Genomic DNA, 14,118 nt, shown 5'->3' on the forward strand with positions numbered 1-14,118 from the left:
CGCAGGCGGGCGGGGGTATGTCTGGTGCGTGCCCGCCGACTTCTTCACCGACCCCACGACCGATCCGCGCTTCGCCCCCGCCCCGCCGCTGCGCGGCGAACGCGCGGTGCTGGAGCACTACCTGCGGCACTTCCGGCTGACCTTCGAGGCCAAGCTGGCCGACCTGGACGCCGCGCAGCTCGCCCGGCGTGCGGTGCCGCCGTCGACCCTGTCGCTGCTGGGGCTGCTGCGCCACCTCGGCAAGGTCGAGCACGTCTGGAACGTGATCATGCTGCAGGCGCGACCCGAGCCGCGGCTCTACGGCTGCGACGACGTGCGCGACGCCGACTTCGACGGCGCGGTGGCCGACGACGCCGTCGTGGCGCAGGCCTGGGAGGTCTGGCGCCGCGAGGTGGCGGCCGCGCAGGAGCACCTGGCCACGCGCGGGCTCGACGAGGTGGTGGACGTGCGCGGGGAGGGCACGCAGGTGCGCGACATCCTGGTGCACCTCATCGAGGAGTACGCGCGCCACTGCGGTCACGCCGACCTGCTGCGCGAGTGCGTGGACGGCCGGGTGGGCCAGTGAGGGCCCGGTGAGACCCGCCCAGGGCCGCAGGGGACGGGCGGTGGGCGGCCTGCTGCTCGCCGCAGGATCCAGCGTGGCCGCGGTCGGCGCGTCCGGTCGCGACCTCGCCGAGGCGCCGCACCGCGACGCCGTGATCGCCTTCGTCGTGATCGCGATCGCGCACGCGGTGGCGGTGCCGCTGTGGCGCGGCCTGCCGCCGTGGCCGCGGGCCCCTCTCGGCCTGCTCGCACTGGCCGAGGCCACGGGTGCGGGCGCGCTCGCGGGCGCCCGGGCCGGGATCGAGGCCGGGATCGAGGTCGGGATCGTCGCGGCGACGGTGGTGCTGTCCGGGGTCGCGGTGGGGTCGGCGACGGGCCTGGCGCTGGCCGCCGCCGCGCGGGTGCCGGCGGTCGAGGCGGCCGCGTCCCCCGTGGCGGACGACGGTCCCTCGTGCTGGGTCTGCGAGAACCGCGGCCCGGCGGCCCGCGCCGCCTGCTGCGGCACGCGCGACTCCCGCTGAGGGTCTACCTCCCCACGCGCCGCAGCGGGCCGGCTCAGTGCTCGGCGGCCGCACGCAGTTCCGCCACCAGCGCGGCGACGGCGGGCCCGGCGAGCGCGCCGGTGCGCAGCACCACCCCGTAGCCGCGGCTGCCGAGGGCGGGGTCGGCGCGCACCACGACCTCCGGGGCGCGGTAGGCCTCCAGCGCCGAGCGGGGCAGCAGGCTGACGCCCACGCCGAGGGCGACCAGCCGCTGGACCACGACGTAGTCGTCGCTGACGTGGCGCACCCGCGGGACGAAGCCCGCCTGCGCGCAGCGCTCGTCGGTGTGACGCCGACACCGGGCGCAGCCCACGATCCAGGGGGCGTCGGCGAGATCGGCCAGGCGCAGCGGCACGACGTCGGCAAGGGGGTGCCCGGGCGGCAGCACCAGGTCGACCGGCTCCTCCCCCAGGGCGACGCGGGTGCGCCCGCCCCGGTCGTCCGGCGGGCCGGGGCGCAGGTCGCCGTCATAGTCGAAGACCAGGGCGAGGTCGACCTCCCCGGCCTCCAGGGCCGCCAGCGCCTCGGGCGGCTCGGCCTCCACCACGGCGACGTCGAGGTCGGGACGGGTGGCCTGGAGCGCCGCGAGGGCCCGGGGCAGCAGCGTGGCGGCGCCCGAGGGGTAGGCGGCGATGCGCACCCGGCCGCGCCGCCCTCCCGCGACGGCGGCCAGCTCCTCGGCCGCCAGGTGCAGCTCGCCGGCGATGGTGTCGGCGCGCGCCAGCAGCAGCCGCCCGGCGTCGGTGGGCCGCACGCCGCCGGCACCACGCAGCAGCAGCGGTGTGCCGATCGACCGCTCCAGGGCCGCGAGGTGCTGGCTCAGCGCCGGCTGGGTCCAGCCCCGGGCGCGGGCGGCGGCGGAGATCGACCCCGCCCGCACGACGTCGCGGAACAGCAGCACGCGGCGCGGATCCAGGCCCGCCGGCCCCTCCTCGGCGGGCCCGGCGTCGGCGACGATCTCAGTCATAAGCACAGATAATGGCAGACCGAACCAGATCGAGGATTCTCTTGGGTCACCACATCCGTGACGCTGGTGCCATGCGCACCCTCGGACTCCTCGGCGGCATGAGCTGGCACAGCACCGTCGACTACTACCGCGTCCTCAACGAGATCGCCCACGCCGCCCGTGGCGGCCATGCCTCCGCGCCCCTGGCGGTGCAGTCGCTCGACTTCGCGCAGGTGCGGGCCCTGCAGGTGGAGGGTCGGTGGGACGACGCCGCCGCGCTGCTGCTCGACGCCGCCCGCCGCACCCGCGACGCCGGCGCGGAGGCCGTGCTGATCTGCACCAACTACATGCACCGCGTGGCCGACCACGTGCAGGCCGGGCTCGACGTCCCGCTGCTGCGCATCACCGACGCCCTCGCCGCGCGGGCGCAGCACGACGGTCACCGGCGGGTGGGGCTGCTCGGCGCCCGCGGCACGATGGAGGGCGCGTTCTACCTCGACGCCCTGCGCGCCGGCGGCCTCGAGGTGCTCACCCCGGACGCCGCCGACCGCGCCGAGGTGGACCGGCTGGTCTTCGAGGAGCTGACCCTCGGCGTCGTCAGCCCCCGCGGCCGGGCCACCTTCGACCGGCTGCTCGACGAGTTCGGCGGCCGGGGCGCGGACGCCGTGATCCTCGGGTGCACCGAGATCCAGCTCGCCGTGACGCCGGCGACGTCGCCGCTGCCACTGCTGGACTCCCTGCGCGTGCACGCCGAGTACGCGGCGGCCTGGGCGCTGCGGGCCCCGGGCCCGTCCCCGGCCCGCCCGCCGGTCCTCCCGCCGGTCCTCCCGCCGGTCCCGCGGCCAGGGACGTGGTCGGAGGTGCCGGCGTGACTTCCGTAGAGTCCGGGGCCGTGACGACTTCCTCGACGCCCACCTCCGCTCCGACCGGTGCCCCGACCAGTGCCTGGGGCTTCGGCCTCGCGACCCTCGACGCCGACGGCGCCCTGCTCGACTGCTGGTTCCCCGCCCCCGCCCTGGGCGAGCGCGGCGGCGCCGCGACCCCGGCCGAGCTCGCGGCGCTGGCCACGCCCGACGAGGCGCGCGGGGTGACCCGCGAGGTGCGCCTGGTCGAGATCGCCGACCTCGCCGCCGCGCCGACGTCCGCCGCGGAGGCGTGGCTGCGCCTGCACCTGCTCTCGCACCGGCTGGTGCGCCCGCACGGCCAGTCGCTCGAGGGGGTCTTCGGGCTGCTCACCAACGTGGTGTGGACCTCGCAGGGCCCCTGCGCCGTGGCCGGCTTCGAGCTCACCCGCGCCCGGTTGCGCGCCGCGGGCCGTCCCGTGGCGGTGTACGGCGTCGACAAGTTCCCGCGCATGGTCGACTACGTGGTGCCCGCCGGCGTGCGGATCGCCGACGCCGACCGTGTGCGGCTGGGCGCCCACCTGGCCGAGGGCACCACGGTGATGCACGAGGGGTTCGTGAACTTCAACGCCGGCACGCTGGGCGCCTCGATGGTCGAGGGCCGCATCTCGGCCGGCGTCGTGGTGGGCGACGGCTCCGACATCGGCGGCGGCGCCTCGATCATGGGCACCCTGTCCGGCGGTGGCACGCAGGTGATCTCCATCGGCGAGCGCTGCCTGCTGGGGGCGAACGCCGGGATCGGCATCTCGCTCGGCGACGACTGCGTGGTCGAGGCCGGCTGCTACGTCACCGCCGGCACCAAGGTGACCCTGCACCGCGGTGGCGACCAGGCGCCGGAGGTCGTGAAGGCACTCACCCTGTCCGGGGCCAGCAACGTGCTGTTCCGCCGCAACTCGGTGACCGGCGCGATCGAGGCCGTGCCGTGGAAGGGCGCCGGCATCGCGCTGAACGCCGACCTGCACGCCAACTGAGGGCACGGCCTCCGGGCCCGCCGGGCCCGCCGGGCCCGGCTCCCGACGCGCCGCGCCGGGAGCCGGACGGTCTTGGCACCGCTGGCCACACTGGCTGCATGAGCGCTCCCGGCCGGGCCGCCTTCCCGCTGATCGTCGTCGTCGCGAGCCTCGCCCTGGTGGCGGGGCTCGCGTTCGTGACGCTGCGCCAGGTGGCGCCGGGTCTGTTCGCCTCCGAGACCTGCACCGCGACGGCGGACGGCCGGTCGGTCACGCTCGACCTCGAGCAGGCTGAGAACGCCGGGGTGATCGCCGCGATCGCGGTGGCGCGGGGCCTGCCCGCCCGGGCGGTCTCGATCGCGCTGGCCACGGCCTACCAGGAGTCGGACCTGCGCAACATCGACTACGGCGACCGCGACTCCCTGGGCCTGTTCCAGCAGCGTCCGTCGCAGGGCTGGGGCACGCCGGCCCAGGTGCAGGACCCGGTCTACGCCGCCAACGCCTTCTACGACGCCCTGGAGCGGGTGCCCGGCTACGCCGACCTCGAGATCACGGTGGCCGCGCAGGAGGTGCAGCGCTCGGCGTTCCCCGGCGCCTACGCCGACCACGAGGACGACGCCCGGGTGCTGGCCTCGGCCCTGACCGGCTACTCCCCCGGCGCGTTCGCCTGCTCGATCGCCGGCAACGCCGCCGCCGGGTCCGACGAGCTGACCCGCTCGGGCCTGGTGCCGCGGGCCCAGCGGGTGTTGGACGACCTCGACGGCGTCTTCGGCGACCTGTCCCTGGGCGGCTTCGAACCCGGCGGGGTCAGCACCGGCCACATGGCGGGCTCGGCCCACTACGACGGTCGGGCGATCGACGTGTTCTTCCGCCCGATCACCGAGGCCAACCAGCGCCGCGGCTGGGCCGTGGCGCAGTACCTGGTGAGTCAGGCGGACCGGCTCGACGTGCGCACGGTCATCTTCGACGACCGCATCTGGGTGGCCGGGAAGGACGACTCCTGGCGCGACTACGACGCGCCGTCACGCGCCGGCGACCGGGCCGTCCTGGAGCACCGCGACCACGTGCACGTCGACGTCGTCGACTGACCGGCTCACCAGCAGGGTGCGCCCCTGCGCGCGGGCCTGGTCGACCGCCTGCGCGAGGTCGGCGCAGGGCGCGCCGACCGCGCTCGCCTCGCGCACCTCCGCGGCGCGGTCGGCGACCGCGGTGAGCAGGCGGGTAAGGCGGCCGTCGTCGGGGCGGCGCACCGCGTCGGTGTAAGCGGCCAGGCTGGCCGCGACGTCGGCGAGCACGACGGCGAGCGCCTCGGCGTTGTCGGCCAGCATGTTGTAGGTGCGCACGGGGTTGCGGCCGGCCACGCGGGTGCCGCTGTCGAAGGAGCCGGCGGCGAGGAAGCGGGCGGCCGGCACCGTGGCGTCCTCGGCGAGGCCGAGCAGGACGTGGGCCAGGACGTGGGGGGTGTGGCTCACCAGCGCGACGGCGCGGTCGTGCTCGGCGGCGTCGAGCACCACCACCCGCGCGGCGAAGCAGGCCGTGACCCAGGCGACGACCGCCGCCACCCGCGGCGGGGGTGCGGTCTGGTCGGCACCGTGGGTGACCGCCCAGGTGGCGCCCACGAGCAGCGCGGCACTGGCGTGGGCGAACCCGGACCGTTCGGTGCCGGCCATCGGGTGCACCCCGACGTAGCGCTCGCCGAGGCCGGCGCGGGCGGCGGCCCGCGCCACGCCGGCCTTCACGCTCCCGAGGTCGACGACGGTGGCGTGCGGCGCCTGCCGGGCGACCTCGCCCAACACCTGCTCGAGCACGTCCAGCGGCGTGGCCACCACGACCAGGTCGGCGTCGGCGGGGGCGGCGAGCGCGCTGCGCAGCCCCGCGGACTCGGCCCGGCGCCGGGTGACGTCGTCGGGGTCGACCAGCGTGACGTCGTGGCCCAGGGCCTGCAGGCGCAGCGCGACCGAGCCGCCGATGAGGCCGCCGCCCACCACCGCGACGCGGGCGAAGCCGGGATCGGCGCTACGGGGCCCGCTCGGCACGCGGTCGGGCTCGGCGCGACGCTCCACCAGCTCGTGCAGGGGCGCGATCCGGCCGATGGCGCGGGCCTCCGCGCCCAGGGCGCGCCAAGCGGCGGCGAGCGCGGCGAAGTCGTCGGCGGTGAAGGAACCGGAGAGGAAGAGCAGGAAGCGGAACAGTCCCGGCGTGTGCGGCAGCGGCCGGGTGACGAGGTTGGTCATGTTGACCCCCCGCTCCTCCAGCACCGCGAGCAGCCGCCGCAGCCCGCCGGGGGCGTTCTCGTCGGGCACCAGCGAGACCAGCAGCCCGACGTCCCCGGCCGCGTCGCGGGGCAGCGAGTCGGCGGCCACGAGGGCGAACTGGGTGTGGGCGCCGGCGTTGTCCTCGACCGCACGGTCGACGACGTCGAGGCCGTACAGGTCGGCGCACAGCGCCGGCCCCAGCCCGATCTCGCCGTCGGTGAGGTCGCGGCAGGCGGCGGCGGTGGAGGTGGCCTCGCGGGTGGCCAGGCCGCGCGCCTCGATCCAGGCCCGGCACTGGGCGAGGGCGTGCGGGTGGCTCACGACCACCGTCGCCTGCGCGGGATCAGAACCGGCCGGGGTGAAGGCGTCGAAGGAGATCGGCACCACCACGCTGTCGACCACGGCCAGCGCGGGCCGGTCGAGCAGGGCGTCGAGGGTCGGCACGACGACGCCGTTGACGGCGTTGTCGATCGGCACCACCGCGTGGGTGGCGTCGCCGGCCAGCACCGCGTCGAGGGCGTCGGCCGCGGTGGCCACGGCCCGGGCGGCGTCGTGGGGGCGCAGCGCGACGACGGCCTGGTGGGTGAAGGTGCCCTCCGGGCCGAGGAAGGTCGTGACCGCCCGCGCCATCGCCGCGCCCGCGGACTCAGACGGGGCCGAAGGTCGCCAGCACCCGGCTGGCGAACCCGACCGCCGCGAGGGCGGCCTGCAGCTGCGGGAGCACGGCGAGGTCGGAGCGGAAGCCGAGGTGGAAGTGGTGGCGCGCCGTGTCCCCTCCCACGCCGCCGGCCTGCGGGACCGGGTCGCTGTGCAGGAAGTCGAGGTCGATGCCGAGGGCGCTGATCCGCTCCAGGGCGGTCATCAGGGTGCCGGCGGACTCCTGGGCGGCGCTCATCGAGAGCCACACCTGGGCGCGCTCGCCCGCGGCCACCGACACCGCGTGGTCGCGGCTGAGCAGGCCGTAGGTGAGGTCGGGCTGCAGCTCGAGGAACCCCACGATGAGCAGGTCCTCGGGGCGCAGCTCGTCGACGTCGACCACGGCCGAGCCCAGCTCGGCACCGATCGCGAGGAGCTCCTCGGCGGTGGTGTCGTCGGGCAGCACGCGGAACGCGACGCCGGCCCGGCCCATCGCCGCCACGACGTCGGAGTAGGTCTGCTGGCGCAGCGCCACGCCCTCGGCATCGCCCGCGCCGCCGCCGAGCCGGGTCCAGCGCCACGGGGCGGGCACGGCGGTGACCCGGACCAGCCGCACCGCGGGGTCGGCGGCGTTGAGCGCGCGCAGCAGCCGCAGCGGCGGGGAGGTGGGGTCGCCGATGCGCACGATCGCCTCGAGGTCGGAGGCGACGTCGAGGGTGGCCATCAGCTCGTCGTAGCCGGCCAGCCCGACCAGGAAGTCGCTGCCCTGCCAGCCCAGGGCCTCGCGCACGCGGGCCACGAGGGTGGGCGGGTCGGTGGCCGGGTGGGCCAGCGAGCGCGCCACGGCGAGCGGGAGGGTCGGGGTGCTCATGCGGACTCCTCGGGAGAGCGGGGTGCGGGGGCGTCGGCGAGCCGGCGGGCGGCCAGCGCGACGTCGGCGTCGGGGGCGGTGAGGGCGAAGCGGACGTGCGCGGCGCCCTCCGGACCGTACTCCGCGCCGCTGATGGCCACGATCCCGAGGCCCACGAGGGCGTCGAGGGTGACGGTGGCGGGCTCGTCGCGGGTGGCCCACAGGTACAGGCCGGCCTCGCTGTGCTCGACCCGGAAACCGGCGTGGCGCAGCGCCGGCAGCAGGACCGCCCGACGGGCGGCGTAGCGGGCGCGCTGGGCGGTGACGTGGTCCTCGTCCTCGAGGGCGGCGACGGCCGCGCCCTGCTGCGGACCGGCCACCCCGAGGCCGAGGTTGCGGCGGATGCTGGTGAGGTCGGCGACCAGGGCGGGGTCGCCGGTGACGAACCCGATCCGGTAGCCGGCGAGGTTGGAGCGCTTGGACAGCGAGTGCACGGCGAGCAGGCCGGCGGGGTCGCCGCCGCTCACGTCGGGGTGCAGCACGCTCACCGGCGTGGCCTCCCAGCCGAGGTCGAGGTAGCACTCGTCGCTGACCACGAGCGTGCCGCGGGCGCGGCACCAGGCCACGAGGGCCGCCAGGGCGGCGGCGGGCTGCACCCGGCCGGTCGGGTTGCTCGGGGAGTTGAGCCACAGCAGCCGCGGCACGACGCCGGCGGCCTCCAGCGCCTGCAGGTCGGCGAGGTCGTCGACCCGCTCGATCCGCGCGCCCACCACCGCGGCCCCCACGGCGTAGGTGGGGTAGGCCAGGCGCGGCAGGGCGACGACGTCGTCGGGGGTCAGGCCCAGGTGCAGCGGCAGGGAGCCGATGACCTCCTTGGTGCCGGGCACCGGCAGCACCGCCGCGGCGTCGAGCCCGGTGACGCCGACGACGCCGTGCCGGCGCGCCAGCCACCCCAGCTGGGCCTCGCGCAGGGCGCGGGTGCCGGTGGTGAGGGGGTAGCCCGGCCAGTCGGCGTGAACGCCGAGCGCCCGCCGCACGACCTCGGGGGTCGGATCGACGGGCGCACCGATGGAGAGGTCGACCACGGGGCCACCCTGGGCCGCCGCGCGCTCCCGCAGGAGCGCCACGGCGGTCTGGACGGCAACCGGGAGCCGACGCGAGAGCGAGGGGCTCAACTCAGTGGTCGTGCTCCTGCGGCGGCAGCGCGGCCACGAAGGGGTGGTCCTTCTCGATGACGCCCTTCTTGGCGGCACCGCCGGGGCTGCCGAGGTCGTCGAAGAAGCCCACGTTGGCGGTGTGGAACTCCTTCCAGTCCTCCGGCACGTCGTCCTCGTAGAAGATGGCCTCGACGGGGCACACCGGCTCGCACGCACCGCAGTCGACGCACTCGTCGGGGTGGATGTAGAGCATGCGCTTGCCCTCGTAGATGCAGTCGACGGGGCACTCGTCGACGCAGGCACGGTCCTTCAGGTCGACGCAGGGCTGCGAGATGACGTAGGTCATCGATTCCTCCGAACACAGGCGAGGGGGCGGGATGCCGGCCCCGGGTGGGACACAGCAGTGCGAGAGCGATGCTGAGCCTAGTGTGTCGATGTGACGCAGTCGGCAGAACCCCATCAGGTGAACACGCCCGGCGCGTCGGACCCGGGGCCCGCCGAGGCCGCCGAGCACCGCCCGGGTCGCCACGGTCTGGGTCCCCACGTCGTGGGTCTGCGCGTGGTCGTGCGACACCTGCTGCCCGGACGGCGGGGCCCCTCCGGCGGACCGGCGCTCACCGACGTGCTCGGCACCTGCGAGGCGTGGGAGGAGTCGTCGGGGGGCGCGTGCGTGATCCGGCGCGAGGACGGCGAGGTGCGCCGGGTGCCGATCGCCGACATCGTCTCGGGCAAGCCCGTGCCGCCGCGCGCCTCGGTGCGCGACCGGGTGCCCCCGCAGGCCGTGCACCGCCGCGCCGGGGCGCTGTTCCCCGACGCCGTCGACACGCCGCTGGCGGACTCGGCCGACTGGTGGACCCGGCTGGACCCGTCCTCGGCGTCGACCAGCCCGCGGCGGGCCCGCACGGTGCTCGCGCTGACGCCCCCGGACCGTCCCGGCCTGGTCGCCGCCGCGGCGCACGCCGTGCCCGCCCCGCACGGTCCGCGCGTGACCGTCGTGGCGGACTCGGCCGAGGAGGAGCTGTTCCGCTCCGCCGGCTGGACGCCGGAGGAGGCCGACGAGCCGCCGGTGCTGGTGCAGGTCGCGTCCCTGGCGACCCTCGCCCGCGCCCTGCGCGACGCCCCCCGGCACGACGACGTCGTGGTGGAGGAGCACTCCCCCACCGCGGCCGTCGCGCGCGTCGCGGCGGCGGCGTCGGGGCGCGGCGGGCTGGCCGAGGACTGGCTCGTGGTGGGCGGGCTGCATGTGGCGCCCGCCGAGCGTCGTCGCGGCCTGGCCCGCGCGATCCTGGCCGAGCTCGTGGACTGGGCCGGCGCCGCCGGGGCCCACACCGTGCACCTGCAGGTGCGCGCCGACAACGACCCCGCCGTCGCGCTCTACGAGCGCCTCGGGTTCCGCACCCATCACGTCTACCGCTACCTGGTGCCGGGGGTGCCGGGGGTGCCGGGACCGGGCTGAGCCCGGCCCCGACCCCCGGGGATCCCGTCCTCAGGCCCCCATGCGGAACCTCGCGCGGGCCGGGGTGGCGTCGCGGTAGCCGCGTCCGTCGACCGCGCGGGCCAGCAGCACGTGGCGCCCCGGGGCGACGCCGGTGAACCGCACCCGCGGGGCCCCGCAGCGCTGCCACGCGCCACCGTCGAGACGGCACTCGTAGAACCGGACGTCGTCGGCCGGGCTGGCGACCTGCCCGACCACGACGCCCCCGGCGAAGCGGGCGCCGTCGATCCCACGCAGCCGGGTCTCGGGCAGCTTCACCTCGACGGTGAACCCGCGCTCCTCCACCTGCGGGGTCACGTTGCCGAGCCGGTCGACGGCGACGGCGGTGATGCGGTGGCGGCCGGGGGCGAGGTCGGCGTAGGTCACCTGTGAGGCGCAGGTGACCAGCGGCGCGTCGTCCAGGGCGCAGCGGTACTCGACGACGTCGAGGTCGCGGCTGGAGAACACCGCGGTGACCCGGGTGCCCTGCAGCACCTCGCCGTTGAGCCCGCTGATCCGCACCCGCGGTCCGGTGGCGTCGACGTCCCAGGTGTAGCCGGCCGGGGTGGCGTCGACGAGGTCGCCGTTGCGGGCGCGCACCTGCAGGGTGTGCCCGCCGTCGGCCAGCCCGCTCACCTCGTACGGCGAGGCGCAGTCGGTGAACGCGGCACCGTCGAGGCGGCACTCGTAGCCGGTGGCGTCGCCGCCGGCGGCGAACTCGAAGGTGGCGGTGCGGCTGTTGCTGAGGAGCACCGGCCCGACGGTGATGAGGGTGTCGGGCGCCTCCGGCACCACGACCTCCTCCACGGTCCAGGTGTAGACCGCCTGGGCGCTGCGCAGACCGCCGGCGTCGACGGCGGTGACGCCGAAGGTGTGGTCGCCCAGGTCCACCGACGCGCTGAACGGCGAGGTGCAGTCGTCGACGACGTCGTCGAGCTCGCACTCGAAGGTGGCCTGGGGGTCGCCGCTGCTGAAGGTGAAGGCCGCCTCGGTGCTGCCGGTCGTCTTCGCGGGCCGCGAGCCCAGGGTCACCGTCGGCGCGAGGTCGACGGTCCAGGCGAAGGAGTCGGGCGTGGCGTCGGTGAGGCCGCCAGCGGTGGCCCGTACCCGCAGCGTGTGGTCGCCCTCGGCGAGGGAGGTGACCGAGTACGGCGAGGTGCAGGCGGTGAAGGCCGCCTGGTCGAGCGAGCAGGCGAAGGTGGCGCCGGCGACGTCGGCCTCGAAGGTGAACCCCGCCGTCCGGCTCGCCGACGGCGACTCCGGACCCGTGAGGATCGTGGTCTGCGGCGCGCGTGGGGGCGCGGTCACCGACCAGGTGTAGGTCGCGGGCGTCGGGTCGGGCACGCTGCGGTTGAGGGCTCGCACGTCGAAGGTGTGCGACCCGACGTCGAGGCCGGTGAGGGACACCGGGCTCGTGCACGCCGAGAACGCCTCGCCGTCCAGAGCGCACTCGAAGGTGGATCCGGCGACGCTGGCGTCGAAGGTGAAGGTGCCCGTGGTCGCGGTGCTGCTGGCCGCCGGCCTGGTGCGGATGGTCGTGTTCGGGACCGCCAGCACCTCCCAGCTGCGGCTCGCGGGGGTGGCGTCGGCGTTGCCGTTGAGGGTGGCCCGCACCCGCAGCGTGTACGTGCCCGGCACCTGGTTGCGCAGCGTGCGCGGGGAGGTGCAGGCGGCGTACGCGGCGTTGTTGAGCGAGCACTCGAAGGTCGCGCCGAGCAGGTCGGAGCCGAAGCTCACGCTGTTGGTCGTGGCCCCGGTGGTGGCCGGCGGGCCGTCGGTGATCGTCGTGTCCGGGGTGCCCGTGATCGTCCAGGTGTACGACGCCGGCGTGGCGTCGGTCTGCCCGTTGAGCGTGGCCCGCACCTGGAAGGAGTGGGCGCCGGGCGCGAGGCCGGTGAGCGCACGGGGACTGGTGCAGGCGGCGAAGGCGGCATCGTCGAGCGAGCACTCGAAGGTCGCGCCCGCGAGGTCGGAGGAGACCGTGAACGTCGCGGTCGAGGCGCCGGTCACCGCCGCGGGCCGGGTGAGGAGCGTCGTCTCGGGGACGGGCGCGATGCGCCAGACGTGGGTCGCCGGCGTCGGATCCGGCAATCCGGCCACGACGGCGCGAACCCGGAACGTGTGGTCGCCGGGTGCGAGGCCCGTGTAGGTGCGCGGCGAGACGCAGGCGGCGAAGGCGGACTCGGTGGCGTCGTCCAAGGAGCACTCGTAGGTCGCGCCGGGGGTGTCGGACCCGAACTGGAAGGAGGCGGAGGTGAGGGCGCTGACCGCCGCGGGGGCCAGGGTGATGCTCGTGTCCGGGGCCCCGACCGTGACCGTGACGCTCGAGGGTGTCGGGTCGACGAACCGGAAGTACTCCAGATCGAACGGCGCGCGATAGAGGTCACCGCTGCGCACCTCGAACGTGTGCGTGCCCGGAGCCAAGCCGGTGATGGTGACCGGCGGCGAGCACGGGGCGAAGGCCGCGGTGTCGAGGCGGCAGTCGAAGGTGACGAAGCTGGGGTCCTGGGCCCAGGTGAAGGTCTGGTCTACCGAGTTCCCGCCGGATGCGGTGACCGTGGGCGTCTCGTAGAACGGGACGCTGTTCCACTCGTAGGAGGTGACAGCGGGCTGGGGGAAGCCGTTCACGACGGCACGGACCTGGAGACGGTGGCCGCCGGCAGCGGCGGGGACGGTGGTGTGGGGCGAGGAACAAGCGGTGAAGGGCCGACCGTCGAAGGCGCATTCGAAGCCGTCGACGGCGGGCACGGCCGTGAAGGACAGGACGGACTGCTCCTCCGCTGTGATGCGCGGCGGGCCGGAGGTGAAGTAAACCGAGGGTTGGGGCGTGTCACCGGTGATCACGAACTCGTAGGTGGCCGGGGTGAGATCCCGGTTGCCGTCACGCACCGCTGCGGCCCGCAGTGTCCACGTGCCGGGGGCGAGCGGTCCGAACTGGACCGCGCGGGCGCAGGGCGCCCCGGAGGTCGGCCCGGTCGTCTGGCTCGCCGGTCCAGATACGAGGTCGCACTGGAAGGTCACGTCGTCGCCGTTGCTCGCGAGCACGAATCCGGCGGTGGTGCCCGGCCCGGACGCCGGTGGCCCGCTGAGGATGTAGGTGGGCGGTCGGACCGCGGTGTCGGGGACCACCGTCCAGCGGTAGGTGGAGGGTTGATCGGCCAGCACGCCGTCGAACCTGGTCGACCGGACCCGGAGTCGGTGATCGCCGAGCGAGAGGCCCGAGACGGTGAGCGGCGAGGTGCAGGCGCCGTACGGCGCGTCGTCGAGGCTGCACACGTACGGCGTCCCTCCCGAGAAGGAGAACGTCGCGTCCGTGGAGAAGTCCCGGGCCTCGGGTCCGGACAGGAACTGGGTGGGCGCCTGCTCGGTCCCGGTGAGCCGCTCGAACTCGTAGGTCGCGGGCGTCGGGTCCTGGAGGCCAGAGGACGGTGAGTACGCGGCCACGGTGACCGTCACCGTGTCGCCGGGATTGTGGTGGAGGAAGCCGAAGGCGCGGGGGCAGTCGGTGAAGACGAACGGGTTCGTCCCGTTGATCGACACCCGACAGTCGTACTTGACGTCGGTGGTCCGGTCACTCCCGAAGTAGAAGTACGCGATCGCCTGGGTCGACGAGGTCGGCGGCACCGCGAGCAGGTACGTCTCCGGGGCGGTCGCGGCCGTGGCGGGCGCGGCCGGGGGTACGGCGAGCAGGGTGACGCCGAGCAGGGCGGCACCCAGCAGGCGCAGCACGAGGCCTCGGGGACGGCGGGTGGGAGCGGGGAGTCGGTTCACGAGGACCTCGGAGTCTCGACGGGAGGGGGAAGGCGGGGCGGGTGGGCGCAGCGGAACGGGACCGGCCCCGGGCGCGGGGGGGGCGCCCCCGG

At 75.8% G+C, this 14,118-nt stretch carries 12 protein-coding genes; 6 read left to right on the top strand and 6 right to left on the bottom strand.

Annotation, left to right across the window (positions count from 1 at the left end):
- Positions 1 to 28 precede the first annotated feature (28 nt).
- Positions 29 to 565: a DUF664 domain-containing protein gene (locus tag ACERUJ_RS04445; protein ID WP_370247242.1), complete on the top strand. Its 537-nt coding sequence runs from the start codon at positions 29 to 31 to the stop codon at positions 563 to 565.
- Positions 566 to 572: 7 nt separating this feature from the next.
- Positions 573 to 1,064, top strand: a complete 492-nt coding sequence (locus ACERUJ_RS04450; RefSeq protein ID WP_372715298.1) for a hypothetical protein — start codon at positions 573 to 575, stop codon at positions 1,062 to 1,064.
- Between the two features lie 34 nt (positions 1,065 to 1,098).
- Here the strand turns inward: ACERUJ_RS04450 and ACERUJ_RS04455 are convergent, their stop codons facing one another.
- Entirely contained in the window at positions 1,099 to 2,052 is a 954-nt protein-coding gene (locus ACERUJ_RS04455) for a LysR family transcriptional regulator (protein WP_370247244.1), read from the bottom strand.
- Positions 2,053 to 2,123: 71 nt separating this feature from the next.
- Between ACERUJ_RS04455 and ACERUJ_RS04460 the strand changes: the two genes are divergently transcribed.
- From ACERUJ_RS04460 to ACERUJ_RS04470, 3 genes are all read left to right on the top strand, one after another.
- Positions 2,124 to 2,903 (top strand): aspartate/glutamate racemase family protein, encoded by a 780-nt coding sequence (locus ACERUJ_RS04460; protein ID WP_370247245.1) that lies wholly within the window; start codon positions 2,124 to 2,126, stop codon positions 2,901 to 2,903.
- Positions 2,904 to 2,923: 20 nt separating this feature from the next.
- Positions 2,924 to 3,904, top strand: a complete 981-nt coding sequence (gene dapD / locus ACERUJ_RS04465; RefSeq protein WP_370247246.1) for a 2,3,4,5-tetrahydropyridine-2,6-dicarboxylate N-succinyltransferase — start codon at positions 2,924 to 2,926, stop codon at positions 3,902 to 3,904.
- Positions 3,905 to 4,002: 98 nt separating this feature from the next.
- Positions 4,003 to 4,971, top strand: a complete 969-nt coding sequence (locus ACERUJ_RS04470; RefSeq protein ID WP_370247247.1) for a hypothetical protein — start codon at positions 4,003 to 4,005, stop codon at positions 4,969 to 4,971.
- Here ACERUJ_RS04470 and ACERUJ_RS04475 read toward each other — a convergent pair.
- Genes ACERUJ_RS04475 through fdxA form a run of 4 tightly spaced genes read right to left on the bottom strand, consistent with a single transcriptional unit; the run spans position 4,906 to position 9,127 of the window.
- A complete protein-coding gene (locus ACERUJ_RS04475) occupies positions 4,906 to 6,768 on the bottom strand; it encodes a prephenate dehydrogenase/arogenate dehydrogenase family protein (RefSeq protein WP_370247248.1) in 1,863 nt (620 codons plus the stop codon). The two genes, ACERUJ_RS04470 and ACERUJ_RS04475, sit on opposite strands and share 66 nt — an antisense overlap.
- Before the next feature lie 16 nt (positions 6,769 to 6,784).
- A complete protein-coding gene (locus ACERUJ_RS04480; RefSeq protein ID WP_370247249.1) occupies positions 6,785 to 7,645 on the bottom strand; it encodes a hypothetical protein in 861 nt (286 codons plus the stop codon).
- The gene (gene dapC, locus ACERUJ_RS04485) at positions 7,642 to 8,751 is read right to left on the bottom strand and encodes a succinyldiaminopimelate transaminase (RefSeq protein ID WP_370247250.1); all 1,110 of its coding nucleotides are present in this window, start codon (positions 8,749 to 8,751) and stop codon (positions 7,642 to 7,644) included. Before dapC ends, ACERUJ_RS04480 begins: the two co-directional genes overlap by 4 nt.
- A 49-nt stretch (positions 8,752 to 8,800) precedes the next feature.
- On the bottom strand, positions 8,801 to 9,127 hold the full coding sequence (fdxA, locus tag ACERUJ_RS04490; protein ID WP_370247251.1) for a ferredoxin: 327 nt from the start codon (positions 9,125 to 9,127) through the stop codon (positions 8,801 to 8,803).
- A 117-nt stretch (positions 9,128 to 9,244) separates the two neighbouring features.
- Here fdxA and ACERUJ_RS04495 point away from each other — a divergent pair, with 117 nt between their 5' ends.
- On the top strand, positions 9,245 to 10,237 hold the full coding sequence (locus tag ACERUJ_RS04495) for a GNAT family N-acetyltransferase (protein ID WP_370247252.1): 993 nt from the start codon (positions 9,245 to 9,247) through the stop codon (positions 10,235 to 10,237).
- Between the two features lie 30 nt (positions 10,238 to 10,267).
- Here ACERUJ_RS04495 and ACERUJ_RS04500 read toward each other — a convergent pair whose 3' ends face one another.
- Positions 10,268 to 14,026: a hypothetical protein gene (locus tag ACERUJ_RS04500; RefSeq protein WP_370247253.1), complete on the bottom strand. Its 3,759-nt coding sequence runs from the start codon at positions 14,024 to 14,026 to the stop codon at positions 10,268 to 10,270.
- Positions 14,027 to 14,118 lie beyond the last annotated feature (92 nt).

It is taken from the genome of Nocardioides sp. (genome assembly GCF_964228225.1).
In the GTDB taxonomy this organism is placed as follows: domain Bacteria; phylum Actinomycetota; class Actinomycetes; order Propionibacteriales; family Nocardioidaceae; genus Nocardioides.

Bases quoted from the DNA above. Each gene is read 5' to 3' on its own strand.
- ACERUJ_RS04455 (WP_370247244.1), bottom strand. From the start codon at position 2,052: ATGACTGAGATCGTCGCCGACGCCGGGCCCGCCGAGGAGGGGCCGGCG.
- ACERUJ_RS04460 (WP_370247245.1), top strand. From the start codon at position 2,124: ATGCGCACCCTCGGACTCCTCGGCGGCATGAGCTGGCACAGCACCGTC.
- ACERUJ_RS04470 (WP_370247247.1), top strand. From the start codon at position 4,003: ATGAGCGCTCCCGGCCGGGCCGCCTTCCCGCTGATCGTCGTCGTCGCG.
- ACERUJ_RS04475 (WP_370247248.1), bottom strand. From the start codon at position 6,768: ATGGCGCGGGCGGTCACGACCTTCCTCGGCCCGGAGGGCACCTTCACC.
- ACERUJ_RS04480 (WP_370247249.1), bottom strand. From the start codon at position 7,645: ATGAGCACCCCGACCCTCCCGCTCGCCGTGGCGCGCTCGCTGGCCCAC.
- fdxA (WP_370247251.1), bottom strand. From the start codon at position 9,127: ATGACCTACGTCATCTCGCAGCCCTGCGTCGACCTGAAGGACCGTGCC.